Origin of the sequence: Kitasatospora sp. NPDC051170 (assembly GCF_044455705.1) — a bacterium.
GTDB lineage: Bacteria > Actinomycetota > Actinomycetes > Streptomycetales > Streptomycetaceae > Kitasatospora.
Map to the genome: position 1 here is coordinate 205,834 of NZ_JBITFA010000002.1, position 25,302 is coordinate 231,135.

Sequence of the window (25,302 nt, forward strand, 5' to 3'; positions counted from 1 at the left end):
TTCGGGCGCACCATGTGGGTGGTCCGGCTGGAGTGCGCGCCGGGCGCGTCCGTCGCCGTGGCGGAGGCGCTGGCCAGGCGCGAGGACACCCAGTGGGTGCGGATCGCCTCCGGCGGCACGGAGGTGCTGTGCACCGTGCACGGCGACGACGCCGACCGCGAAGCCCTGCTGCTGGACCGGCTCCCGGCCACCCGCCCGGTCACCGCGATCTCCGCGCACTGCGTGCTGCGGTCCTTCAAGGGCGGCGGCCCGGACTGGCAGCCCGTCGCCTCCGTCCTGACCGCCGACCAGGTCCGCGCCCTCGAACCGCCGCCCGTGGCCCCGTCGGCGAGCGCCCTGGACGCCACCGACCGCATCCTGCTCGCCGAACTCGCCCTCGACGGCCGCGCCACGCCCGCCGCCCTCGCCCGCGCCACCGGCCGGGACGAATCCACCGTCCGCTGCCGGATCACGGCGCTGCGCACGTCGGGCCTCCTCGTCCTCGACCTGGACGTCGACCAGCGGGCGCTGGGCCTCGGCTTCACCGCCCTGCTCTGGCTCACCGTCGAACCCGCCCATCTCACCACCGTGTGCACGGCCCTCGCCTCCCACGAGGAGACCGCCTTCACCGCCGCGACGACCGGCCCCACCAACATCCTGGCCTCCGCCGTGACCCCCGACCCCGACGCCTGCTTCACCTACCTCGCCGACCGCATCGCCCCCCTCCCCGGCATCCACACCCTCCGCACCACCCCGATCCTCCGCACCGTCAAACGCACCGGCCCGGCCGCACCCCGCTGAGCCCGTTCCTGGAGCCCTCGGCTCGAACGGAATGGAGGGGCGGCCTCGCGTAACTCCACCGTGAGTGAGGCGAGTTCGCCGTACGGGCGGCCGGCTCGGCCGGGTGGCCGTGCCGCCCGGGGCGTGGGTGGGTGCCGCCGGTCTCGGCGCGTGCGGCGGTCAGGTCGACGGGGTGGGGGCGCAGGTGAGGAGGACGTGGGCGGCGGTGAGGTTGGTGGTGCGGAGGGCGGGGGTGTCGATGGGGGTGATGAGGATGTTGCGGCCGGTGGCGTGGAGGTGGGTGAGGAGGGCGGGCCAGGTGGGGGGTGAGGGGTCGGTGGGGGTGGTGAGGCGGGGTGTGGGGGTGAGGGTGGTGGGGGTGGGGTGGGGGAGGAGGGGGTCTCCGGGGTCGGGGGTGGTGGTGGGGGTGAGTTGGCGTCGGCCGAGGAGTTCGCGGAGGGCTTCGAGGGCGGCGTCGCGGCGGCGGGGGGCGGCGGCCGCGGACCAGAGCCAGGTGCCGGTGAGGGGGTCGGGGTGGCGGGCGAGGACCACGGGGGCGGGGCGGTGGTCGGGGGTGCCGAGTTCGAGGAGTTCGGGGGCGACGCCGAGGTGTTGGGCGGCGTGGGCGAGGGCGGTCAGTTCGGTGTCGTCGGCGAACTCCTCGGGGGTGATCCGGGTGACGGGGGTGGCGCGGCGGAGGGCTTTGCGCAGTTCGTCGTGGGCGAGGGCGGTGAGGAGGCCCCGGCGGACGGCTTCGGTGTGGGTGGAGCCGGCGCCGAGGCCGGCGGGGGTGGGTTCGAAGAGGCGTTCCCGGTTGTACGGGCCGAAGGGGCGCAGGGCGGCGACGGGGACGCGGTGGGTGCGGCCGTCGAGGAGGGAGATGGCCGGGGCCCAGGCGGTGATGGCCTCGGTGGGGACGCCGCTGCCGGTGGAGAGCCGGGCCGGGGCGACGGTGGGCCAGGGGGCGTCCGAGGGGGCCGGGGTGACGGGGACGGCCCGGGCGGCGTACACCTCGGCGGCCCGTAGCAGGGCGCGCTGCCGGGCGGCGGCGGTGTGGTGGAGGTCGAAGGCGGAGATCAGACGGCGCCGGCCGTCCCCGAGGTCGACGGCGACGGTGCCGACCTTGAGCGGGTTCTGGGCGGCGTGCTCGTCGGGGAGGGGCGTGAAGACGGCCGGACGGGCGCTGCGGGCGACGGGGTGGGGCAGGTCGAAGCCGAGGCGGTTGCCCAGCATGGCGGCCATCGGCCCGGTCCAGGGCGCGGGTTCGGGCGTCCGGGGGGCGTTGATCGCGCAGCCCCAGCAGCAGTTCGCGCCGGGTGCGGCCAGCGGGCTGATCGTGGCGCTGCGGCCGAAGTCCCAGGCAGGGAGGAGGGTTTGGCCTTCGGGGACGCCCTCGGCGAGGAGTCGGGCGATCCTGGTGGTGCCGGCGGCCACCACGGTGGGGTAGCGCTCGAGGTCGGGCCAGCCGGGTTCGGTGGCGGCGCTCAGTCCGGTGACGGTCACGGGGCAGCCTGCCTCGGTCAACTCACGTGCCTCGGTGAGGAGTTCGGTGAGTCCGGGGCCGTCGGTGACGGCGAGGTCGGAGCAGCCGCTGCGGATGAGGCCCAGGGCGCAGGAGCGGGCGAGCGGGCCGTCGCCGAGGACGGCCACCGGGGTGGTGCGGAAGCGCTGGAAGCAGCCGGCTTCGTGGCCAGGGGTGGAGGGCGGGGCGGGGGCCTCCGGGGCGTCGGCGGGCGTGGCGTCCTGGGCGAGCCCGTGCTCGTACAGGGTCCTCACCAGCCGTACCAGCAGGGCGCGTTGGGCGGGGCGGAGGTCCCGGGTGAGCTCGGCGACGGTGGTGGCGCCGTCCAGGAGGGGGGCGGTGAGGGTGGCGAAGTGGTGGGCGGAGGGGCCGGTGAGGGTGAAGCCGCTCCTGGCGTTGTGGAAGAGGACGCCGTCCGCCGTCTCGGTGAAGAGGACATCCAGGCGCAGGCGGGGCCGGGTGTCGGCGATCCGGTCGTAGGCGGTCGTGGGCGTCGTGGTGGCCGTTGTGGTGGCCGTTGTGGTGGGCGTCGTGGTCATCGCGGTCCCGTGTTCCTCTCGTTCCCGTGGTCAGCGCTGGGAGGGGACGGAGAGCATGCCGTAGCGGGCGTCGGCCGTGCCGGTGACGGTGCAGCGGGCGCCCGGGGGCAGGTAGAGCAACTCGCCGGTGCGCAGCCGGATCCGCCGGTCCTGGACGTGGCCGTGGGGGAGCCGCAGGGCGATGCCGACCGCGCCGGCGCCCTGGAGGAGGAGGGTGCTGGTGTCGGTCTCGACCACCGTTTCTAGGTCGGTGGCGCCGGCAGTGCTAGCAGTGGATGAGGCGGTGACGGAGGGGCCGTGGCAGGGCGGCCCGGCGGCCACCACCTGCTCCAGCAGGATCGCCAACTCACGCCCCAGGAGGCTCAGATGGGCGTCGAAGTCCCCCCGCAGCCCTGGCGGTTCGCTCTGCGGCCAGAGCACGGCGGGCCGCTGGACGCGGTGGCGCTCGGCGAGGAAGCCCGCGATCTCGCGCAGGTAGTGACCGTCCTCCGGCTGTTCACCGGTTTCGCCCCACTGCATCGGGTGCCCTCCTCACGTCTCCCGGATCGTGTCCGTGGGAGTCATGGTGGGCGCGCGTCGGGGGGCGGGCCAGTCACGTATTTCCGGTCACTCCTCCGGGAGCAGCCCGGCCCGTACGGCCGCCACGCCCGCCTGGAAGCGGCTCTCGGCGTTCAACTGCTGCATGATGTCGGCGATGTGGCGGCGCGTGGTGCGCAGCGACATGCCGAGCCGTCGGGCGATGGTCTCGTCCTTGATCCCGGCGGCGAGCAGTTCGAGGATCGTCTCGTCGAGTTCCTGGGCGACCTGCTCCAGCCCGTCGTCGGCCGCGTCGGCGAACGGGCGGGCCGCGGCCCAGGTGTGCTCGAAGAGCTCGCACAGGTACGCCACCAGCGAGGGCTCGCGGATCGCCACCGCGCCGGAGGAGCCGTCCTGCACGGGGACGAAGGCCAGTTCGCGGTCGAAGACGATGAGCCGGCCGAAGAGCTGGTGGGCGGTGCGGTACTGGCCGCCGAGGCGGGAGGCGGCGGCCACGTACGCCTGGCTGGGGCCGTTGAACCGGGCGGTGTGGTGGTAGAGGGTGCGCATCCGGACGCCCCGGCCGAGCAGGGCGCGGTCGCGCACCAGCGCCTCCTCCATGGCCGAGGGGACGCGGTTGCCGCCGCCGGGCTGGCTGGCCAGGACTTCGAGGGTGCAGTCGTCGGAGGCGCGGTTGAGGGCGGAGCGGACCTCGGGCAGGCTGGCGATGACCTGGACGCCGCTGCCGGGGCAGCCCGCCCCGCAGCTGCTCCGGTAGACGGGCGCGAAGTCGGCCAGCAGGGCCCGGGTGCGGGCGAGTCGCTCCTGTTCGGCCCTGATCCGGGCCTCCACCGGGGCGGCGAGTTCGGTGACGGCGAGTTCGGGGGCGACGGCGTAGCCCGCGTCCGGATCGTCGGGGTCCAGGAAGACGAGGCGCAGCGCGACCAGCCGTTCCAGCGAGGCCCGGGCCCGGTCGACGGGGAGGCCCAGGTCGTGGGCGAACTCCTTGACGGCGGTGCGGCGGTGGTCCAGCACCCACGCGTACACCTGCCGGTCGACGGGGTCGGCCGACGGCCGCGCGCTCGTGAGGTTTTCGGTGAGGTTGTCCATCTTTCTCCCCCACTCCCTTTCCTGCCGTACACGTTGGTGAGGTCGGATGCCCCTGGTGGCCCTGCGCGATCATGACCAGGCTGGGTCGCAGCACCGGAGATCCACGTGAAAAGAGGGTCGGAGGTTTCGGCCCGGTTCCCAGGAGGACGCACATGAAGCGCTCGATCATCGCAGGTCTGGTCCTCGCCGGCCTGCTCACGGGCGGGGTCGCCGTCTCCGCGTCCGCTTCCGCGCAGGGCGAGGGTCGCAGCACGGTGGCGGACACCTCCTGGGGCGGCTGGGTCTGCCCGCCGAACGCGACCACCGACATCTGCGGCGGCAAGCACCGCTTCCCGCACCTGCCCGGGGCGGCCGTCGAGCTCTCCGCGGCGAGCGGCAACGGGCGGCCGATCGGGACGACGGACACCTCCTGGGGCGGCTGAGCCCGTACCTCGCCGTTCGCCGTTCCGACCCTGTAGGGAGCCGTCATGCCCAAGATCGATCTCGCCACGGCCGGCACAGCCGCTCCGGCCCTGAGCGACCGCGAGCACCAGGTCCTCGAACACCTCGCCGACGGCGCCACGTACCAGGCCATCGCCCGCCGGATGAACCTGAGCCCGCACACCGTCGACACGTACCTGCGGCGCATCCGCGGCAAGACGGGGGCGGTCAACCGCACCCAGCTGGCGCTGCTCGCCTTCTCCCTGGGGCACGGCCCGGCGAGGGGCTGAAAGTGAAACCCGCGCATTCTCAGCCCCGCTGAGAAGTTGTCCCGCCGTTCCCCACCGTCCACCCTCCACCCGCCTCCCGGCGGGTGCCCACCCCCGGGCTCGCCGGGGGGGGCGCCGCGCCGCCGGGCCCCCCCGCGGGGGGGGGGGGGGGGGGGGGGGGGGGGGGGGGGGGGGGGGGGGGGGGGACGGCCCGGCCGGGGGGCGGTGCCCGCGCCCCCCCCCCCGGGCCCCCCCGGGGGGGGGGGGGGGCCCCCCCGGGGGGGGGGGCCCCCGCCCCCGGGGGGGGGGGCCCCCCGCCCCTCGGTGCTGCCGTGTGCGGTGTTCTGTGCCGTTCCGGGCTGTTCCTCCGGTGCCCTGCCGTGACCGGCGGTGCTGTGGGCGCCTCGGGTGTCTCAGGTGGGACCTGGTGCGCGTCGCCCGGGTGCGGCGCGTGAGGTGGCCCGTGCGCCGGTGCCCGCGCCGCCCGTCAGCGGACGCCCACCCGGGAGGGGGCGACCCGCCCGCCGCCGGAGCCGCGCCCCGGCGTACGGGAGCCGGAGCGGCCCGCGGCCGGCCCGGAGCCCTGGCCCTGGGATGAACGGTTCTGCTGGGCCGGCAGGCCGTTCTGCACGTCCATCACGGCGTGCGCGACCATCCCGCCCAGCGGGTCGTAGCGGATCAGGTCGCGCAGCCGCGACCGTGAGGACCGGCCCTCGTTGCCCGGGTACAGGTGCTTGCCCAGGCCCACCGAGTGGGCGAGGGCCGCGAGCGCGGCCGTCCGCGGGTCCGGCGGCACGCCGGTGCGGATCGCGGTGTCCAGCCGCTGCTTGATCGCGGCGTTGGTCCCGTCGTCGGACGCCTGGTAGCGGGTCGTCGGCAGCACCCCGCACATCTGGCCCGGCACGGCCGTGACCATGCCGCAGCGTTCCAGGTGCGCCAGGTACGTCTGCCGCAGGCCCAACCGGGGCCCGCCGATCCAGTGCGCCGCGCGGACCGGACTGCCGCGACGGCGCAGCAGTTCCAGTGCGTGGTCAAGGGTCGGGTCACCGGTCGGTCGTGCGAGCACGACGGCGATCCGGTCACCCTCCGGTACGATCCGTCCGGCCAGGGACAGCTCGACGAGCTGTGCCCCGGCGAGTCCGAGGTCGAGGGTCTGCGGCTGCGCCGTGGTACCCGTGGTCGGGTCCAAAGCGAGCAGCAAGAGTTCCTCGGGAACAGTTCTACGGCTCTTGCCCATCCAAGCCTCCCCGCGTGGATGAGAGACAGGGTGACGCCTCTCACACGGGCTTGTCGAGTACGCCTCCGAATCGTGACCTTGGACCGGAGGCGCGGAACCGGCGGCCGCGGGCACGGCGTCTGAGCGGTGAACAGGCCGCGGCGCGACCGGGCGCGGGGTTTAGGCGCCGGTCGGGCGGGGTGTGCGCGGCCGGATCCACCGTCGGTGGCGGAGACTGTAGAGGTACACGGGGCGGGGCGTCGGCTTCCCGAAATCGGGTCTGCCGGTGCCCCGCCGGGCGTTGAGGAGGCTGGGATACGTGGGCGAGTCCCCCGACAGGGTGCTGCGGGACGGCGAGCGGGACGGCGAGCGCGAGCGCGAACGGGGCGAGGGGGCCACCGGCGCCGAGGCGGCGAAGAGCCCTTCGTCGGACTCGCCGTCGGACGTGTCGCCGGACGGGCCGTCGGACGCGCCGTCGGACGCGCCGTCGCACTCGCCCGCCAAGGCGGCGGTCGACGGGCCCCGGGCCGGCTCGACCGTACAGCTGCGCGTCCAGGATGTGGACGAGCGGACGACGACGCTGCGGCTGCCGGCGGACGACCGGACCACCTCGCTGCGCATGCCCGTCGACACCAGGACCACGGCGCTGAGGCTGCCGGAGGAGCTGGTCGAAGCGGTGGAGAAGGAGGAAGGGGGCGAGGAGGGGAAGGCGCCGTCCGCGAAGCCGCCCGTCGCCGATCCCCGTCTCGCCATGCGGACGGCTTCGGCGGGTGCGGAGAGCGCCGCCGAGGAGAAGGAAGAAGGGGACGAGGACACCCCTTCCACCGCCGCACCCGTCGCGCTGACCGAGACCGGGCAGCCTGGTCAGCGACCGGAGCGACCGGAGCGACCGGACCGCGCGGAGAAGCTGGAGAAGCCGGAGCCGCTGCGCTCCGCCGGGACCGTCCCCGAGCCGCCGGCGCCCGCGCCGCTGCCCGAGCCGGAGCCCGGCCCCGCGCCGGAGCCGCTGCCCAGGCCCGCGCCGAAGCCGGCCCCCGGGCCGACCCCGGCCCCCACCCCGCTGCCCGAGCCCGACCCGCGCCCGCTCCCGCCGCTGCCCGTCCCGCCGCCACTGCCCCGGCCGGAGGGTGACGACCCGGCCGGTGAGCCGCACGGCACCCCGGAGAACACCTCCGAGGCGATGGAGGTCCTGGCCTCCCTCAACTCCCGCCCGGTCTCCCCGCTGCGCCGCGCGCTCAAGCGGATCACCATCTGGACGGTGTTCCTGGCCGTGGTGGTCGGCGCCGCCGTGGTCGCCCAGCTGCTGCGCCCCCTGCCGGACCCGAAGCTGAGGATGACGACGGCGGGCAGCTACAGCTTCGGCGGCGAGCAGCTGGACCTGGCCTGGCCGGCCAAGGGCCAGTCCGCCGCCGAGGTGGTCGGCGTCGGCAGCCTCGGCAGCTCCGGGGAGGAGAAGCCCGCCTCCATCGCGAGCGTCACCAAGGTGATGAACGCCTACCTGATCCTGCAGAAGTTCCCCCTGAAGAAGGGGGAGGCGGGCCCGAAGATCCAGGTCGACAAGCCGGCCGCGCTGGAGTCCGGCAGCGTGGACGAGTCCCGGGTGACGCTCACCGAGGGGCAGATGCTCACCGAGTACCAGGCGCTGGAGCTGCTGATGCTGCCCTCGGCCAACAACGTGGCCCGGCTGCTCGCCCGCTTCCACTCCGGCTCCGAGGAGGCGTTCGTCAAGGAGATGAACGACACCGCGGCGAAGTTCGGGATGACCAACACCACCTACACGGACGCGGCGGGCATCAAGCCGGAGACGAAGTCCACGGCCAAGGACCAGCTGAAGCTGGCCGAGCAGGTCATGCAGAACGAGATCTTCCGGCAGATCGTGTCCACGCCGGAGACCAACTTCAACAACACGAAGACCCCGAACACCAACAACCTGATCAACCCGAAGACCGGCGTGATCGGCGTGAAGACCGGTTCCAGCACCCCGGCGGGCGGCTGCCTGATGTGGGCCGCGTACAAGGAGGTGGGCGGTGTGCGGCGGCTGATCCTCGGGGTGACCCTGGGCCAGCCGGCCACCGGCTCCGGGCCCAACGACGGCATCCTGCCCACCGTCCTCAAGGTGAGCGGCAAGCAGATCCAGGCCGCGCAGAACGGGGTGACCGGCCAGACGGTGGTGAAGAAGGGCGACGTGGTCGGCAGCGTCGACGACGGCCTCGGCGGGAAGGTCCCGGTCGTGGCGACCAAGGACCTCGTGGTGGCGGGCTTCCCGGGCATCACCGGCACCGTCACCCTGGACCCGTCGAAGATCGACCACCAGATGACGGCGGGCAAGGAGATCGGCGTGCTGCGCGTCGGCGCGGGCGAGGCGAGGACCGAGGTGCCGGTGGCGCTGCAGGGCGACCTCAACCCGCCGTCCATCCAGTCCCGGCTGCTTCGTACACTCTGAGCCCTTCGGGCCACGGCCCTCCCTTCCGCCCCGTGCGGAAGGGAGGGCTTTTCAGTTTTCTCTTAACACTCTTAACTGATTTGGTTTTGAACTTTCATTACCCGTCTCCCCCTTCCCCTCGGTCCTACGACACGTCAGGCTTCGGTCGGCTTTCCGCCGGGCCGCGCGACCGCGCCGCCCGATCCCATGGGGAGGACCCACCACCGTGCCCACCAGGCAAAGCCGACGGCTGCTGCTGCCCGCCGTCACCCTCACCGTCCTCGGCCTGACCACCACCCAGGCCCTCGCCGCCCCGGCCTCCGGTCCCGTGCCCACCGGCCACGCCCTCGTCGCCAAGGCCGAGACGGCCGGCGACGACGGCTCCGGCGAGGCCGAGAACTCCGCCGAGGGCGTCGCCCAGTACACCGAGGCCCGCACCGCTCCGGGTGTCATCGCCCCCGGCGCGTACGGCGCGGCCTGGTCGCAGCTCCAGTCGATGCCGCACTCCGACGGCACCTGGCGGCACGTCACCAAGAAGCCGTACAACTCCGACGACCCGCGCTACCGCGACGTCAACTCCAACTCCAGCGGCGGCTCCGGCATGGTCACCGGCCGCATCACCGGCATCGCGGCCGACCAGGACGGCTACGTCTACGCGGGCGGCGCCAACGGCGGCGTGTTCCGCTCCCGCACCGGCGGCGGCAACTGGCAGCCGATCGCGGACAGGCTGCCCACCCTGTCCACCGGCACGCTGAACCTCGACGAGGGCGGCCGGCTCTGGTACGCCACCGGCGAGTCCAACACCGGCGCCACCTCCTACGTGGGCACCGGCGTGTACGTGCTGGCCGACCCGAAGAGCGGCACCTTCAAGCCCGGCGACCGCATCGGCGGCAAGGAACTGGAGTCCACCATCATCCACGCGCTGCGCTTCGGCGGCGGCAAGGCGTGGGCGGCCACCAGCCGCGGCGTGTGGAGCCACTCCACCACCGACCTGACCGGCCCGTGGAAGCTGGAGTACGCGCCCAACCCGGACTACCTGCCCGGGGGTTCGAAGGCGGGCGACCCGAGCGCGCCGTACAAGAACATCGCCAACGACATCGCGATCGACCCCAAGGACCCGTCCAAGGTCGTCATCGCGGTCGGCTGGCGCGGCGGCGACACCTACAACGGCTTCTTCTCCAAGGCGGCGGACGGCAGTTGGCAGCGGGTCGCCTCCCTGGGCGACCTGCCGACCGACGCCGCGAACGTCGGCAACGTCACCTTCGCCCGCTCGGCGGACGGCTCGCGCTACTACGCGATCGACCAGTCCCCGGACGTCATGGCCCACAACCCGGACACCGGCCTGAAGGGCGTGTACGTCTCCAAGTCCGGTTCCCCGACCGGCCCGTGGACGCTCATCGCGGACAAGGACAAGCTGAAGGGCTCCGGCTCGGCGCTCCAGGACGCGGGCTACCAGCCCGGCATCCAGGCCTGGTACAACCAGTCCCTCCAGGTGGACCCGGCCAACCCCGACCACGTGTACATGGGGCTGGAGGAGGTCTTCGAGACCAAGAACGCGGGCGCCGACTGGAACACCGTCGGCCCGTACTGGAACAACGGCTTCGCCTGCTGGAGCATCGACCCCTCCAAGCAGACCGGCGACTGCTCGCCGACCACCCACTCCGACCAGCACGCCGTGGCCTTCGGCGGCTACCAGGGCAAGCCGAACGTCTACGTCGGCAACGACGGCGGCATCTACAGCCGCCCGGCCAACGGCCAGCTGGACCAGTGGGGCCACGGCAAGGACTGGAAGTCCCTGGCCGACGGCACCATCGACACCCTGCAGTACTACTCGGTGGGCGTCGGCAAGGACCTCGCCGACAAGTCCGGCCGGGGCGTCATCGTCAGCGGCGGCCTGCAGGACAACGGCGAGTCGATCCTGCGCGCCCACGACAAGGTGATGGGCTCCAACTTCGGCGGCGACGGGGCGGACACCATCGTCAACCCGGCCAACGGCTGCGACATCGCCGAGGAGTACGTCTACCTCGACATGTGGGTCACCCAGAACTGTGCCGTCAACGACGGCAGTTGGACGAAGGACCCGAGCAAGGCCACCTCCTACGAGATCGCCCCGCCGGACAAGGACACCAGCTCCGCCCGCTTCATCGCGCCCATCACCGCCGACCCCAAGGACGGCAACACCTGGATCGCCGGTGGCCGGCACGTCTGGGTGCAGCACAAGGGCTACGCGATCCGCAGCGGCGCCGAGTGGACCTCGGCCTACGACCTGGGCGCGGGCCACGTCGCCACCGCCGTCGCCACGGTCAACGGCACGGTGTACGCGGGCTGGTGCGGCCCGTGCAACAACCAGGGCTTCAGCCGCGGCATCGCGGTCGGCAACACCGACGGCACCGGCTGGCACCAGCTGAACCTGCCCGTGGACGGCACCCTGCCCAACCGCTACATCTCCTCCTTCGCGGTGGACGAGAAGGACGCGAAGCACGTCTTCGTCGCCTTCAACGGCTTCTCGCGGACCTGGACGGAGGGCCCCGGCGCGGGCATCGGCCACCTCTTCGAGACCCGTGACGGCGGGGCCACCTGGAAGGACGTCTCGGCGAACCTGCCCGACGTCCCCACCACCTCCGTCAAGCTGCTGGCCGACGGGGGCCTGGCCCTCGGCAGCGACCTGGCCGCCTTCTACCGCGCCCCGGGCGAGCGCGACTTCTCCGTCCTCGGCAACAGCCTGCCCACCACCTCGGTGCAGCAGCTGAAGAGCGGCCCCGACGGCCGCCTCTACGCCGCCACCTTCGGGCGCGGCATCTGGTCGATCAACCCCCGCGGTCTCGCCGACGACGACGACGCCCAGGACTGACCCACCCCGCCCATCCCGGACCCGCTACACTGAGCCCTCGGCGGCCACGCCTCTCGCAGGCCGGCCGCCGGGGCCTCAGTAGCTCAGGGGATAGAGCACAGCTCTCCTAAAGCTGGTGTCGCAGGTTCGAATCCTGCCTGGGGCACCGCATGCACGACGACGAAGGCCCAGGTCGGGTGACCTGGGCCTTCGTCGTGCACCGGGGCGTCCGGGCCGTGTCTACACGGCCTGGCGCTGGGCGGGGGTGGCGCCGGCCACGGCCGGGACGGGGGCGCGGGGGGTGTCGACGGCGGAGGTCTGGAGGAGTTCGAGGGGGAGGTTCCGGCGGCCGTTGACGCGCAGCTTGCGGTAGACGCGGGTGAGGTGCTGCTCGACGGTGCTGGGGGTGATGAACAGCCGCATGCCGATCTCGCGGTTGGTGTAGCCGAGGGCGGCCTGGGCGGCGACGCGCAGTTCGGCGTCGCTGAGGTCGGAGAAGCGGGTGTCGGCGGCCGGGATGGCCGGGATGGCCGGTTCGGCGGCGGGGCGGGGCGGCTCCGGTTCGGCGGGGCGTCCGGGGCCGTAGTTCTCCGGCCCATGGTTCTCCGGCCCGTAGGTCTCCCGCCCGTAGTTCTCCGGCCCGTAGTTCTCGGGGCTGAAGTTCTCCGGGCTGTAGGTCTCCGGGCCGTAGTTCAGGAGGTCGGTGACCAGGGCCGGGATCCGGCAGGACTCGGCCTCCTCCTGGGCGCGCTGGGCGACACGGCGGGCGCGGCCCGGCTCACCCGCGGCGAGATAGGCCTTGGCCAGGTCCGCGGTGGCCCTGGCGGCCTCGAGGAGATCGCCGGACGCGCGTAGAAGACGGACAGCATCGCGCAACAGGGGCACCTTGTCCGGTTGGGGACTGCTCGCCGCCAGGACGCGCAGCGAGGTGCCGCGCAGCCGGGTGCCGATCGCGCCGGGGAGCTCCAGCTGCTCGTTGACCAGGTCGCGGGCCTTGTCCTGGTGGCCGAGCCGCAGGTGCGCCTGGGCGAGGTCCCCGCGCCAGGGCACGATCGCGGGGATGTCGATGCCCCACTGCCGGGTGAGGTTGCCGCACTTCTGGAAGTCGCTGAAGGCGGCGAGCACCCGGTTGGTCTCCAGGTAGAAGTGTCCGCGGGCGTGCAGGTAGCGCAGGCCGAAGACGGTCTCGTACAGGTTGCCGGGCGAGCTGGTCTGGAGGAGGACCTCGGCCTCCTCGTAGGCGCCGGTGGCGGTGGCGGACAGGACGAGGGTGGAGATCGCGTAGCCGGCGAGCAGGCCCCAGCTCTGGGTGGTGGCCTGTTCGAGGGCGTCGCGGGCGTAGCTTCCGGCCAGGGCGGGCTTGCCGCGGCGCAGGGCGAGGTCCGCGCGGACGCAGCCGAGCATGGCCTGCCAGGCGGGGGCGCGGCGGCGGGCGGCCTCGGCCATGAGGCTGTCGCACCAGGAGGCGGCGCACTCGAGTTCGTCGGCGTAGGTGAGGCAGAGCAGGGTGGAGGCGAGCACCCCGAGGGAGGTCTCGCTGAGGCGGGAGCTGCTGAGCAGGTGCCAGGAGCTCTCGACGAGGTCGTCGCGCTGCCAGTCGTGGAGGGAGGCGTAGAGCAGGGCGGCGGCGCGGCTCCACGGGTCGCTGTCGGCCGCCGCGGCGCTGCGGACGGCTTCAGCGTCGAGGCGGCCGGGGCGGACGAGCCGGGGGCCGTAGATCCAGAGGTAGGTGAGGTCGAGTTCGGCGGCGGCCTGGGGGTCGGGGGCCGTGGTGCTGCCGTGGAGGCGGTCGAGGGCGTTGACGGCCTGGTCGTGGTCGCCGCGCCAGAGCAGGTTGCGGACGACCATGGCGGCGTCGCGGTAGGTCAACTCCCGCTCGTCCAGGACGTTCTGGAGCGGTGTCAGGCGGATGGCGGCGGAGGGGTTGGTCCGCCAGCGGGCCATGGCGAGTTCGGCGGCGACGGAGATCCGCTGGGGCCCGTCGGCGCAGTGCCGCAGGGCCAGGCCCAGGCACTGGGTCGCGAGGCGGGCGTCGTCGGCGACGACCAGGGCCTCCTTGGCGACTTCGCGCAGCAGGGTGACCGCCCACGGCCCGGGGACGTCGTCGAGGGCGATCAGGTGGTGGGCGACGTCGCCCGCGGCGGCGCCGTTCTCGTAGAGCAGTTCGGCGGCGCGCGAGTGCAGGCCGCCGGCCTCCTCGGTCGGGACGTTCTTGAGGACGAGGGCGGCCACGGCCGGGTGGCGGAAGCGTCCGTCCTCCAGCAGGCCGGCCTCGGCGAGGACGGTCAGGCCCCTGGAGACGCCGTCCGGGGGAGAGCTGAGGAGGCGTCCGATCAGGTGCGGGGAGGCGTGGGAGCCGAGGACGGCGACCCCGCGGGCGATGTCGACCAGGCCCAGTTCCCAGCGGTGCAGGCAGGTGAGGACGGCCCGTTCGAAGGCGGGGCCGACGACGGGCAGGGCGGTGGTGTTCTCGTCGGCGGTGGCGTTGTCCTCCAGGAGGGCGTCGACGAGCATCGGGTTCCCGGCGGTGAGCCGGTGGTAGGTGCCGGCCATGCGGGCGGCGGTGCGGGCGCCGAGCGCGCCGGAGAGGTGGCGGGCGACGCCGCTGGTGGAGAGGGAGTCGAGGGTGATCCGCTGGTGCGGCATGCGGGTCAGTTCGACGCGCAGGGACAGCGGGGTGGTGAAGGACTCGGTCCACTCGGTGAGGACGAGCAGGCTGCAGGTGGCGCGCATGCGCAGCCGGAGGTAGAGGAGGGCGCGCAGGGAAGCCTGGTCGACGAAGTGCAGGTCCTCGACGGCGAGGACGACGCGGCGCCGCTCGGCCAGCTTCAGGACGGCGTCGCACACCTCCTGGATGATGCCGGTCTCCCGGCGCGGGGCGACGTCCGACGGGGTGTCGGCCTCGCCGCGCGGCTGTTCGGCCACGGCCTCGGCGAGCCGGCGCAGGACCTCGGCGGGCAGGGGTGCGTGGTGGACGAGTTGGCTGAGGGCGCCGAGCCTGACCATGCGCTCGGAGTAGGAGCCGGTCGCGGTGAGCAGGAGCGCCTCGGACTCCTGGACCTGTTCGCAGAATGAATGGAGGAGTTCCGTTCCGCCACTGGCCAGTGAACCGCTGACCACGACAGTTCGTCCTCGTCTGTCTTTGATCTCGGAAAATATATCGCTCAGGGTGACCAGCGCGTCACCCATTTCTATCAGCGCCATTGCGCTCTTCCCCCATTTTGACCGCAGCCAGCGATTTCCGGTGTCGACTCGTGTCCCCGATTTGCGGTGCAGGCCACCCAGTGACGGCCCCGGCCCCTACTGCTCCCCCGGGCCGGGTCCCCTCGGACACCCGTCGCCCGCGGGGGCGCGTGCGGCGGGTGGTCCGAGCACTGAGCCGGACTTTAGAGGATTTCCATACGCTACGGGAGCGTATCTGAGCGCTTAGGTGCCGCTTATGTGACGGACCTCTCGTTACCCGCGTGTAGCCGACAGGGGTGGCGGCCGCCCGGAGCCGGGGTGGAGTCGTCGGCTTCGGGTCGCTGAGCAGGGGTGGAGGGTGAAATGCCCCCCTACTTAAGGGAATTCGCACCTGCACGGAGCAGTGGAAGGTCACGATTCGGTCGCGCTCGGGGTGGTGGCCGGGTGGGCGTGTCGACGGCCGGGGGTCCGTCCGAACGGCCGGTTGGCCACTCTCGGTGATTTTCGGACAGCCGTCGAACGGTGTTCGGTCACCCCTTGGACCGTGCGAGGCCTCCTTCCGGGCGAGGAGGTGTCGACCGGTCGGCGGGAGCGTGGCGTTCCGGTTGACGGGGACGGAAAAGCCCTCCGGCACCCGCACCCCACCCCTACTCACCGGGACGCGAGGGACGAAAGACAGGGGAGTGATAGGGGGGCGCCGACCCCCGCCGGAAGCGCGTACTTGACGCAGAATTTTCCCGGCACATCGCCCGGACGGGCACCCCGGACGGGCACCGAGGTGGGGTTGAAATGGATGCACTGAATCGTTTCGAAACGAAGAAAACGTTCCTCTGGACCCGCCTGGAATGGCTGGCGGGGCTCGGCGTCGCGGTATTCCTCACCCTGACGCACCTGGGTGACATCCGCTGGCCGGTCTTCATCGCCCTGTTCCTGGTGATCGACCTCGTCGGGTACGTCCCCGGCGCGATCGCCTACCGGCGGGCGGGCGGCGCAGACATCGCCAAGGGCTACTACGTCGCCTACAACGTCATGCACAGCCTGCTGACCTCGATGGTCCTGGCCGGCCTGTGGGCCTGGCTGGTCGAACCCGAGTGGGCGCTGCTCGCGCTGCCCGTCCACCTCTTCGGCGACCGGGGCCTGTTCGGCAACTCGCTGAAGCCGCTGGGCACTTCCTTCGAGCCCATCCGGCACCCGGCCTTCGCCGACTTCGAGGGCGCGTACGCCTCGGCCGCCTCGCCCCGCCCCGTCGCCGTCGAAAGCCCGACCGAGGAGAGGAAGCCCGCCGATGCCGTCAGCCCCGCCTCGGCCTGAGGACGTCCGCACCGCCCTGGAGCGGCACGCCGACAACCCCAGCGCCTTCCTGGCCCTCAACACCCGCACCGAGTACTTCCGCGAGGAGGGCCTCGACGGGGTCATCGCCTACCGCACGGCCGGTCGCCGTCTCGTCCAGTTCGGCGGCCCCTTCGCCGCCGAGGAGGACCGCGCGCCGCTGCTCGCCGCCTTCCGGGCGCACGCCCGCAGCACCCGGCGCAAGCTGATGGCCGTCCAACTCCAGCGCGAGGACGCCGAACTGTACGCCGGGCAGGGCTTCACGGTGAACCAGATCGGCGCCTCCTACGCGATCGACCTGGAGCGGTTCACCCTGCGCGGCTCCAAGTTCGTCCGGCTGCGCAACAAGATCTCCCGCGCCAAGCGCAGCGGACTGGTCGTCACCGAGGCCGACCCGCTCGAGGTCGACGCCGAACTCACCGAACTCGACCGGAACTGGCTGCGCGGCAAGGGACGCTTCGCCAAGGAGCTGGCCTTCCTCATCGGCGAGCGCACCGGCGAGGCCGCCCCGCTGCGGCGGCTGTTCGTCGGGCGGATCGAGGGCGAGGTGATCGGTTACATCTCCTACTCGCCGGTCTACGGCACCCGGCCCGGATGGCTGCACGACCTCACCCGGCGCCGCCGCGAGGCCCCGCCCGGGGTCATGGAGGCGATCAACGCCCAGGCCGTGCAGGCCTTCTGCGAGGACGGCGCCGCCTGGCTGCACCTGGGCTTCACCCCGTTCACCGGGCTGGCCGGGGAGCACGAGGTGGCCTCGGCCAGCCCGATGGTCGGCAAGGTCGTCCGCTTCCTGGCCGAGCACGGGGAGAAGGTGTACCCCTCCGCGACGCAGGTCGCCTACAAGGAGAAGTGGGACCCGCACGTCGTGCTGCCCGAGTACCTCGCCTTCGACGGCGGGGCGAGCCTGGGCGCGATCCTCGCCCTGATGCGGCTGACCAACGCGATCTGAGCCCGGCTCCTCCACCAGCACCAGCAACGAACCGTACCGAAGGGTTGGACAGATGGGATTCCTGGACCGCGAACGGGCCGCCCTGGAGGCACTGCTGCCGGGGCTGGACGCCGAGTTGGCCGCGCTGCCGCTCGGCGCGCTGGAGGCCCAGGGCAACCCGGGCGTCAAGCTGTTCCGGGAGGCCGGCGGCGCCGGACTGCTGATCCCCGCCGAGCACGGCGGCAAGGGCGCCGACGCGCTCAGCGCCGTCCGGGTCCAGCGGGCCATCGGCTCCCGCTCGCCCTCGCTGGCCGTGGCCACCACCATGCACCACTTCTCGCTGGCCAGCCTGGTGGTGCTCAGCCGGACCGGCAACGGCTTCGAGTGGATGCTGCTGACCGGCATCGTCGACGGCAGGCTGCTGCTCGCCTCCGGCTTCGCCGAGGGGCAGCCCGGCGGCAGCATCCTGCGGCCCAGCATGACCGCCGAGGTCACCGAGCAGGGCCTGCGGGTCAGCGGCGCCAAGCGCCCCTGCAGCCTGGCCCGTTCGATGGACCTGCTGACCGCCAGCGTCATGGTGCCCCGCACCGACGGCACCGGCGAGCAGCTCGCCGTGGTGCTCGTCCCGGCCGGCGACCCGGGCCTGAGCGTCAGCCCGTTCTGGGGCAGCTTCGCGCTGGCCGGCGCCGAGAGCGACCAGGTCACCGTCACCGACGTGCTCGTCCCCGAGGACCTGGTGGTGCGCACCGACGTGCCCGAGGGCGAACTGCTGGACGACATCCAGACCACCGGCTTCGTCTGGTTCGAACTGCTGATGACCGCCAGCTACCTGGGCGCGGCGAGCGCCCTGGTGGAACGGCTGCTCGCCAGCCCCAAGGTCCCCGTGGGGGACCGGATGCGGCTGGTCACCGAGCTGGAGGCGGCGATGGCCGGCGTGGAGAACGTCGCCCGCCAGACCGGCGCCGAGCGCTGCGAGCCCGACCTGCTCGTCGACTCGCTGCACGTGCGCTACGCCGCCCAGGACGCCATCGCCCGGGTCGTACCGCGCGCCGTCGAACTCCTCGGCGGCCTCAACTTCATGAGCTCCGACGACGTCGCCTACCTGGCCGCCGCCGTCAACGGGCTCGGCCTGCACCCGCCGGCACGCGGCCGGATGGCCGAACCGCTCGCCGACCACCTCGCCGGCCGCGCGCTGGCCATCGTCTAGACCGTCTAGGGAGAAGAAGAACGTGAGCAAGCCGACGCTGCTGCTCACCGGTGCCACCGGTGTGCTGGGCCGCGCCTTCATCGACGAACTCGCCGACGACCACCACCTGGTGTGCCTGCGGCACCGCACCCCCGTGGACGACCCGCGGATCGAGGAACTGCCGGGCACCCTGGCCGACGAACACCTCGGCCTCGGGCCGGACGGCCTGCGGCGGCTGGCCGGCCGGATCGACGGGGTGCTGCACTCCGCCGCCCACACCGGCTGGAAGGCCACCCGGGACGAGCTGTTCGCCGCCAACGTCACCGGCACCGAGAACATGCTCGGCCTGGTCCGGCGGGCGGAGGTGCCCTTCACCTTCGTCTCCACCGCCTTCGTGGCCCGCCCGCAGGGCGAGGAGCACAAGGAGATCGGCCCGGCCGCGTACGTGGACTCCAAGGCCGCCGCCGAGCAGCTGGTGCGCGACAGCGGCGTGCCCGCCGTGATCGTGCGCCCCTCGGTGGTCTGCGGGCACTCCGCCACCGGCTACATCGCCGCCTTCCAGGGCCTGCACCGGGTCATCGGCGGGGTCGCCATGGGCATCATCCCCGTCCTGCCGGCCGGCCCGGACGCGCCGATCGACACCGTGCCCTCGGACGTCGCGGCCGCCGCCGTCGGCAAGCTGATCCGGCGCGGCACCACCACCGGCGAGTTCTGGCTCACCGCCGGCCGGCAGTCGCTCACCCTCTTCGAGTGCGTGGAGCAGGCCATGCTGGCCGCCGAGCGGGCCGGCTACCCGCCCGCGCACGCGCCGCGGCTGATGCCCACCGAGGCCCTCGACCGGCTGCTGCTGCCGCTGCTGGAGGACACCCTGCCGCGCTCGGTGCGGCACAACTTCCGGGTCTTCGCCGAGCTGATGATGCTCTTCCAGGTCTCCGCGAAGATGGACTCCTCCTTCGGGGACCTGGGCATGGCCGAGGACGTCACCCACGCCAAGCTCAAGGACGCCTTCGGCAAGTGCTCGGACTACTGGGTGCGCGAGAAGATGACGGCCCGGGAGGCGGCGTGAGTACGGACGTCGTCCCTGCGGCGGACGTCGACCCCGCGGCGGACGTCGACCCGGAGCTGATCGGCCAGCGGTACGAGCGGCACTTCGGCCACGGCAAGGCGTCCCTGGCGCGGATGCTCGGCGCCGTCGTCGAGACCCACTCCGAGGGCGCCTGGGTCACCGCCGCGGACGGCCGGCGCTACCTGGACTTCGGCGGGTACGGGGTGTTCATCCTCGGCCACCGCCACCCCCGGGTCGTCGAGGCCGTCAAGCGGCAGATCGACCGCCACCCGCTGGCCACCCGCGTCTTCCTGGAGCCGGTGACGGCCGCCGCCGCCGAGGCGCTGGCCTCCGTCAGCCCCGGCGACCTGGACTGCGTGCACTTCGTCAACTCCGGCGCCGAGGCCACCGAGGCGGGCATCAAGCTCGCCCGGGCGCACGGGCGCACCGCGCTGATCACCACCGAGCGCGGCTACCACGGCAAGACCATCGGCGCGCTGAGCGTCACCGCCAACCGGCAGTACCAGCAGCCGTTCAAGCCGCTGCTGCCCGACATCAGCCAGGTGCCGTACGGCGACGCCGTCTCCATGCGCCGGGCGCTCGCCGCCCGGCCCGGGCGCGGCTGCGTCATCATCGAGCCGGTGCAGGGCGAGGGCGGGGTGCGCATCCCGCCGCCCGGGTACCTGCGCGAAGTCGCGGACGCCTGCGAGGAGTTCGGCGCTCTGCTGATCATCGACGAGATCCAGACGGGCCTCGGCCGGCTCGGCACCTGGTGGGGCTGCGAGGCCGAGGGCGTCGTCCCCGACATCATGCTCGTCGGCAAGGGCCTGTCCGGCGGGGTCGTGCCGGCCGCCGCCATGCTCGCCCGTCCCGAGGTCTACCAGCCCTTCGGCCGGGACCCGATCCTGCACACCTCCACCTTCGGCGCCTCCCCGCTCGCCTGCGCGGCGGCCCTCGCCGCCGTCGAGACCATCCGCGACGAGAACGTCGTCGAGCGCGCCGCCGCCCTCGGCGAGCGGCTCCTCGACGGCATCCGGCGCACCGTCGCCGACCGGGCGCCCTGGCTGATCGCCGAGGTGCGCGGCCGCGGCCTGCTGATCGCCCTCCAGCCCGCCGAACAGCGGTTCGTCGGCGAGCTGCTGCTGGAACTGATGGACCGCGGAGTGCTGCTCAACCACTCGCTGAACGCATCCGAGGTCCTGCGCTTCACCCCGCCCGCCGGCCTCACCGAGGACGAGGTCCAGCTGTTCCTGACCGTCCTCGACGAGGCGCTGACCGCCGTCGCCGAGCGGGCCTGAGCCCTCTCTCCCGGAAAGCTTCTCCCGGAAAGGAACACCCCATGCCCAACGTGACCATCCACGTGCTCGCCCCGACCGTGGCGCCCGCCGAGGCGTACCGCCGGATCAGCGACTTCGCCCGCTACCCGGAGCTCACCGAGACCGTCCAGAGCGTCGACGTCCACGAGCCCGAGGCCGACGGCACCGTGCTCTCCGAGTGGACCGTCCACTTCCGCAACGGCCTGCTCAAGTGGTCCGAGCGGGACACCTTCCACCCCGAGGACCTCGCCATCTCCTTCGAGCAGGTCAAGGGCGACTTCGCCGAGTTCGGCGGCGACTGGCGCGTCGAGCCCGACGGCGAAGGCACCCTGGTGCGCTTCATCGCCGACTTCGACCTCGGCATCCCCACCCTCGCCGCGATCCTCGACCCCGTCGCCGAGAGCGCCCTGCGCACCAACATCCTCAAGATCCTCGAGGGCCTCCTCGGCGAGGCCCAGGAGATCGTCGCCGACGAGACCGCCGGAGCCGCGCGCCCGTGAAGCTGACGCTCGCCCGCACCGGCACCGCCGAGCCCGACCCGCAGGACTGCCTCGACCTCTACCGGCGCCTCGCCGGGCCGGTCACCGTGGTCACCACCTGCGGGCCGGACGGCGAACCGCTCGGCCTGACCGCCTCCGCCGTCACCACCGTGTCGCTGCGGCCGCCGATGCTGCTGGCCTGCCTGTCCGGCGGGTCCGGGACGCTCGCCGCGCTCCGCACCCGCCGGACCTTCGCCGTCCACCTGCTGCGCAGCGGCCAGGAGGCGCTCGCCACGACCTTCGCCGGGCCCGGGGGCAGCGGCAAGTTCGCGCGGGTGGTGTTCGGCTGGGAGCTCGGGGTGCCCGTTCTGGACGGGACCCTCGGGCGGGCGGTGTGCACGCTCGTCGAGGAGCGGGTGTACGGGGACCACAGCGTGGTGGTGGGGCGGGTGGTCTCGGTGCGGGCCGGCGGCTCCCCGGACGACGGGCCCTCGCCGCTGCTCTGGGTCGACCGGCGCTTCCGGGCGCTGGCCGGCGTGGAAGGTGAACGTGGTGAGTCCTGAGGAACCGGTGACGGCCCCGCCCTGGCGGCCCGTCGAGCTGCCGCCCGCGCCGCCCGTACACGGGCAGGTCCGGGCGGACGTGGCGATCGTCGGCGCCGGCCTGACGGGCCTGGCCACCGCCCACCACCTGCTGCGCCGCGACCCGACGCTCGACATCCTCGTCCTCGACGCGACCGCCCCCGCCGGGGGCGCCAGCGGACGCGGCACGGGCCTCGTCGGCCCCCGCATCGGCCCGCCCGTCGACCGCGCCCGCAAGCGCTTCGGCGACGACACCGCCCGCGCCTGCCACCTCGCCAGCGAGGACTGGGTGCGCCAGACCATCGCCCTGGCCCGGGAGCTGGAGACCGAACCCGGCGTCGACTGCGGCCTCGACGTCGCCGGACAGCTCGTCGTCGCCCGCACCGACCGCGCCGCCGCCGACCTCGCCCGCCGCGCCGACGCCTACCGTCGCCTCGACCTCGACGTCCGCGCCCTGCCCCGCCCCGAGGGCTACCGCGCCGCCCTGCGCTACCCCGTCGCCGCCACTCTCGACCCGGCCGCGCTCACCACCGCCCTCGCCGCCGACCTCGCCCGGCGCGGCGTGCGCCGCCACGACCGCAGCCCCGTGCTGCGCGCCGGCGGGGGCCTGCTGGAGTGCCCCGGCGGCACCGTACGGGCCCGGCGCACCGTGCTCGCCGTCAACGGCTGGGCCCGCACCCTGCGCCTGCCCGTCGGCACCGTCGCCGCCCTGCAACTGCACGCCGTCGCCACCGAGCCGCTCCCCGCCGCCGACCGCGAACGCCTCGGCCGGGAAGCCGTCATCGACGCCACCACCCTGGCCCCCTACCACCGGCTCACCCCCGACGGCCGGCTCGTCATGGGCGGCGGCCCCGTCCGCATCCCGCCCACCAGCAGGCCCGCCTCCCACCGGCACGCCTGGGACTGGCTCGCCCGCCGACTGCCCGTCCAGGCCCGCATCACCCACCGCTGGACCGGCCGGGTCGGCTACACCGGGGACGCCCTGCCCGTCGTCGGCCGCACCGACGAGAACACCTGGTTCGCCGGCGGCTGCTGCGGCCACGGACTCGCCCTCGCCACCGCCACCGGCGCCCACCTCGCCGCCGCCCTCACCGGCGACGCGCCGCCCCCACGACCCTGGCACCGCGACCGCGCCCCCTGGCTGCCCGTCGACGGGCCGGCCGGGATGCTCGTGCGCGGATACCTGCGCGTGCTCGCCAACCAGGCGGGGAAGCAACCGTACTGACGGTACTTCAGTAGTCTCAGTGAAAGGAAAGTGACAGATGCTCGTCCGGCACCTCAACTTCGGCACCTACCGGCCGCCTTCGCGCCGGCTGGTGAACGGCGAGGGTGGCTACTTCCAGGCCGCGCACATGCTCTGCCACTGCCTGCTGCTGGAGACCGACCAGGGCCTGGTGATGATCGACAGCGGCTTCGGCACCCGCGACATCGCCGACCCCGTCGGCCGCCTCGGCCGCGCCTTCCTCCTGCGCTCCCGCCCGGTGCTGCGCCCCGAGGAGACCGCCCTGCACCAGGTCAAGGCGCTCGGGTACGACCCGCGCGACGTCCGGCACATCGTGCTCACCCACCTCGACCGCGACCACACCGGCGGCCTCGCCGACTTCCCCGAAGCTCAAGTGCACGCCTTCGGCCCCGAACACCGGGCCGCCATGAACCCGCCCACCAAGCTCGAACGCAACCGCTACCGGCAGAGCCAGTGGGCCCACCGGCCCAACTGGGTGCTGCACGAACTCGCCGACGGCGAACGGTGGTTCGGCTTCGAAGCGGTGCGGGACATCCCCGGGCTGCCGCCCGAGATCCTGCTCGTCCCGCTCGCCGGCCACACCCGCGGCCACATCGGCGTCGCCGTCGACACCGGCGACCACTGGCTGCTGCACGCCGGGGACGCGTACATGTTCCACGGCGAGACAGCCGACCGGCCCTGGTGCACCCCGGGCCTGCGAGCCTTCCAGCAGAAGGTCGAGACCGTCCCCGACCGGACGCCCAACGTCGCCCGGCTGCGCGAACTGCGGCGCAGCGGCGAGGCCGAGGTGTTCAGCGCCCACGACGTCACCGAGTACCGGAAGCGGGCGAAGGAGCATGTCTGATGGAAAGGGGCGCGTGAGCCCACTGCTGCTGATCGCCCTGTTCAGCGGGCTGTTCCTGGTCTTCCTCGACACGACGGTGGTCAACGTCGCCCTGCCCGACCTGCGCGACGACCTCGGCGCCGACGTCAGCGGGCTGCAGTGGGTCGTCGACTCCTACCTGCTGACCTTTTCCTGCCTGCTGCTCGGCGCGGGCGCCCTCGCCGACCGGATCGGCGCCAAGAAACTCTTCGTCGGCGCCCTCGCCGGCTTCGTCCTCACCTCGGTGTGGTGCGCGCTCAGCGGCTCCATCGGCATGCTGCTCGTAGCCCGCGCCGCCCAGGGCGTCACCGGGGCCGCGCTGATGCCCGTCTCCATGGTGATCATCACCCAGCTCTACCCCGACCCGACCGCCCGTGGCCGCATGGTCGGCATCCAGTCGGCGGTGGCCGGACTCGCCCTCACCGCAGGCCCGTTGGTCGGCGGCGTGCTCGTCGAGGCGTACGGCTGGCAGAGCGTGTTCTGGGTCAACCTGCCCGTCGGCGTCCTCGCCGTCGCCGTCCTCGCCCGGCTGCTGCCGGCCACCCGGCCCGATCGGGGGCAGGCCGTCGACCTGCTCGGGCAGCTGCTGTTCGTGGCGGGGGTGGGGCTGCTCACGTACGCGCTCATCGAGGGCAACTCGGCGGGCTGGGGCTCCGCCCGGATCCTCGGCTGCTTCGCCGCCGCCGTCCTGCTCGTTGCCTTCCTCTTCTGGGAAGCCCGCCACCAACACCCCATGCTGCCCCTCGACTTCTTCCGCCACCCGCACGTGAGCGCCGGGGCGATCATCAACTTCACCGTGTTCGGGGCCATGTTCGGCGCGGTGTTCCTGCTGATGCTCACCCTCCAGGAGGTCGACGGCCTCAGCCCCGTCCAGGCCGGCGTGCGCACCGTCGTCATGACCGCCATGGTGACGATCGCCTCGATCCTCGGCGTCGTCATCGCCGAACGCGTCGGCGTCCGCATCACGGCCCTCGCCGGCGCCCTCTCCATGGGCACCGGCCTCCTCGGCCTGCGCCTCCTCGACTACCACGACGGCTTCGACGCCTACTGGTGGCAGTTCCTCCTCCTCGGCCTCGGCGCCGGCCTCGCCGGCCCGCCCGTCACCGCCGCCCTCCTACGCGCCGTCCCCGAGGAACGCGCCGGCACCGGCTCCGGCGTCGGCTACACGGCCCGCCAGGTCGGCTCGGTGTTCGGGGTCGCCGCCTGCGGCACCATCGTCAGCCACCACCTCGCCACCTCCGCCCCCACCGCCCTCGCCGGCCTCCTCCCACCCCCCGCCCTCGACAAGCTCGCCGCCGGCGACCTCTCCGACGCCGCCAAACTCCCCACCGAACTCCGCCCGATCGTCCTCCCCAAGGTCGGCACCCTCTTCATGGACGGCACCCACCTCGCCTACACCGCAGGCGCCGCCGCCTGCGCCATCGCCGCAATCGCAGCCCTGTTCCTCCTCGGCTCCGCGCCCGAAGCTCAAGGGGCGCGGGTCGAGTGATCCCTTAGTTGAACGGGTGGGTAACCACCTTCCAACCACCCCTGTGCGCAGTCGATAT

General features: G+C 73.3%; 20 protein-coding genes and 1 tRNA gene. 16 read left to right on the forward strand and 5 right to left on the reverse strand.

Annotated features, from left to right (window positions below; translation table 11 throughout):
- Window positions 1-12: 12 nt before the first annotated feature.
- The gene (locus ACIBCA_RS04690; RefSeq protein WP_396281364.1) at window positions 13-780 is read left to right on the forward strand and encodes an Lrp/AsnC family transcriptional regulator; all 768 of its coding nucleotides are present in this window, start codon (window positions 13-15) and stop codon (window positions 778-780) included.
- A 159-nt stretch (window positions 781-939) separates the two neighbouring features.
- Here the strand turns inward: ACIBCA_RS04690 and ACIBCA_RS04695 are convergent, their stop codons facing one another.
- The 3 genes from ACIBCA_RS04695 to ACIBCA_RS04705 form a co-directional block, all read right to left on the reverse strand.
- A complete protein-coding gene (locus ACIBCA_RS04695; RefSeq protein ID WP_396281365.1) occupies window positions 940-2,820 on the reverse strand; it encodes a YcaO-like family protein in 1,881 nt (626 codons plus the stop codon).
- Window positions 2,821-2,850: 30 nt separating this feature from the next.
- Window positions 2,851-3,339: a hypothetical protein gene (locus ACIBCA_RS04700; protein ID WP_396281366.1), complete on the reverse strand. Its 489-nt coding sequence runs from the start codon at window positions 3,337-3,339 to the stop codon at window positions 2,851-2,853.
- Between the two features lie 87 nt (window positions 3,340-3,426).
- Window positions 3,427-4,446: a LuxR C-terminal-related transcriptional regulator gene (locus ACIBCA_RS04705; protein WP_396281367.1), complete on the reverse strand. Its 1,020-nt coding sequence runs from the start codon at window positions 4,444-4,446 to the stop codon at window positions 3,427-3,429.
- A gap of 152 nt (window positions 4,447-4,598) precedes the next feature.
- On the opposite strand from ACIBCA_RS04705, the gene ACIBCA_RS04710 reads away from it, so the two are divergent.
- On the forward strand, window positions 4,599-4,868 hold the full coding sequence (locus ACIBCA_RS04710; RefSeq protein WP_396281368.1) for a hypothetical protein: 270 nt from the start codon (window positions 4,599-4,601) through the stop codon (window positions 4,866-4,868).
- Window positions 4,869-4,913: 45 nt separating this feature from the next.
- Window positions 4,914-5,156, forward strand: coding sequence for a response regulator transcription factor (locus ACIBCA_RS04715; RefSeq protein ID WP_396281369.1), 243 nt, complete (start codon window positions 4,914-4,916; stop codon window positions 5,154-5,156).
- A 466-nt stretch (window positions 5,157-5,622) separates the two neighbouring features.
- On the opposite strand, the gene ACIBCA_RS04720 is transcribed toward ACIBCA_RS04715, so the two are convergent.
- Window positions 5,623-6,372, reverse strand: coding sequence for a GPP34 family phosphoprotein (locus ACIBCA_RS04720; RefSeq protein WP_396281370.1), 750 nt, complete (start codon window positions 6,370-6,372; stop codon window positions 5,623-5,625).
- Between the two features lie 298 nt (window positions 6,373-6,670).
- Here ACIBCA_RS04720 and ACIBCA_RS04725 point away from each other — a divergent pair, with 298 nt between their 5' ends.
- The 3 genes from ACIBCA_RS04725 to ACIBCA_RS04735 all read left to right on the forward strand — a co-directional run bounded on the left by ACIBCA_RS04725 (window position 6,671) and on the right by ACIBCA_RS04735 (window position 11,769).
- Window positions 6,671-8,794: a D-alanyl-D-alanine carboxypeptidase gene (locus tag ACIBCA_RS04725; protein WP_396281371.1), complete on the forward strand. Its 2,124-nt coding sequence runs from the start codon at window positions 6,671-6,673 to the stop codon at window positions 8,792-8,794.
- A gap of 205 nt (window positions 8,795-8,999) precedes the next feature.
- Window positions 9,000-11,624: a glycosyl hydrolase gene (locus tag ACIBCA_RS04730; protein ID WP_396281372.1), complete on the forward strand. Its 2,625-nt coding sequence runs from the start codon at window positions 9,000-9,002 to the stop codon at window positions 11,622-11,624.
- A 72-nt stretch (window positions 11,625-11,696) separates the two neighbouring features.
- Window positions 11,697-11,769: transfer RNA gene (locus ACIBCA_RS04735), tRNA-Arg, on the forward strand.
- 74 nt (window positions 11,770-11,843) lie between these two features.
- Here the strand turns inward: ACIBCA_RS04735 and ACIBCA_RS04740 are convergent.
- Window positions 11,844-14,807 carry a LuxR C-terminal-related transcriptional regulator gene (locus ACIBCA_RS04740; protein ID WP_396281373.1) on the reverse strand — a complete coding sequence of 988 codons (2,964 nt, stop codon included), beginning with the start codon at window positions 14,805-14,807 and terminating at the stop codon, window positions 11,844-11,846.
- Between the two features lie 768 nt (window positions 14,808-15,575).
- Between ACIBCA_RS04740 and ACIBCA_RS04745 the strand changes: the two genes are divergently transcribed.
- Genes ACIBCA_RS04745 through ACIBCA_RS04790 form a run of 10 tightly spaced genes read left to right on the forward strand, consistent with a single transcriptional unit; the run spans window position 15,576 to window position 25,244 of the window.
- On the forward strand, window positions 15,576-16,097 hold the full coding sequence (locus tag ACIBCA_RS04745) for a hypothetical protein (RefSeq protein WP_396281374.1): 522 nt from the start codon (window positions 15,576-15,578) through the stop codon (window positions 16,095-16,097).
- A complete protein-coding gene (locus ACIBCA_RS04750) occupies window positions 16,072-17,064 on the forward strand; it encodes a bifunctional lysylphosphatidylglycerol flippase/synthetase MprF (protein ID WP_396281375.1) in 993 nt (330 codons plus the stop codon). The genes ACIBCA_RS04745 and ACIBCA_RS04750 overlap by 26 nt, the downstream gene beginning before the upstream one ends.
- A 52-nt stretch (window positions 17,065-17,116) precedes the next feature.
- Window positions 17,117-18,250, forward strand: a complete 1,134-nt coding sequence (locus ACIBCA_RS04755) for an acyl-CoA dehydrogenase family protein (protein WP_031071091.1) — start codon at window positions 17,117-17,119, stop codon at window positions 18,248-18,250.
- 22 nt (window positions 18,251-18,272) lie between these two features.
- Entirely contained in the window at window positions 18,273-19,295 is a 1,023-nt protein-coding gene (locus tag ACIBCA_RS04760; RefSeq protein ID WP_396281376.1) for an SDR family oxidoreductase, read from the forward strand.
- On the forward strand, window positions 19,292-20,572 hold the full coding sequence (locus tag ACIBCA_RS04765; protein WP_396281377.1) for an aspartate aminotransferase family protein: 1,281 nt from the start codon (window positions 19,292-19,294) through the stop codon (window positions 20,570-20,572). Before ACIBCA_RS04760 ends, ACIBCA_RS04765 begins: the two co-directional genes overlap by 4 nt.
- A 41-nt stretch (window positions 20,573-20,613) precedes the next feature.
- Entirely contained in the window at window positions 20,614-21,090 is a 477-nt protein-coding gene (locus tag ACIBCA_RS04770) for a type II toxin-antitoxin system RatA family toxin (protein ID WP_396281378.1), read from the forward strand.
- Window positions 21,087-21,632 (forward strand): flavin reductase family protein, encoded by a 546-nt coding sequence (locus ACIBCA_RS04775; RefSeq protein ID WP_396281379.1) that lies wholly within the window; start codon window positions 21,087-21,089, stop codon window positions 21,630-21,632. The genes ACIBCA_RS04770 and ACIBCA_RS04775 overlap by 4 nt, the downstream gene beginning before the upstream one ends.
- Entirely contained in the window at window positions 21,622-22,875 is a 1,254-nt protein-coding gene (locus ACIBCA_RS04780) for an NAD(P)/FAD-dependent oxidoreductase (protein ID WP_396281380.1), read from the forward strand. Before ACIBCA_RS04775 ends, ACIBCA_RS04780 begins: the two co-directional genes overlap by 11 nt.
- 37 nt (window positions 22,876-22,912) lie before the next feature.
- Window positions 22,913-23,737: an MBL fold metallo-hydrolase gene (locus ACIBCA_RS04785; RefSeq protein WP_396281381.1), complete on the forward strand. Its 825-nt coding sequence runs from the start codon at window positions 22,913-22,915 to the stop codon at window positions 23,735-23,737.
- Between the two features lie 13 nt (window positions 23,738-23,750).
- On the forward strand, window positions 23,751-25,244 hold the full coding sequence (locus ACIBCA_RS04790; protein WP_396281382.1) for a DHA2 family efflux MFS transporter permease subunit: 1,494 nt from the start codon (window positions 23,751-23,753) through the stop codon (window positions 25,242-25,244).
- Window positions 25,245-25,302: the final 58 nt, after the last annotated feature.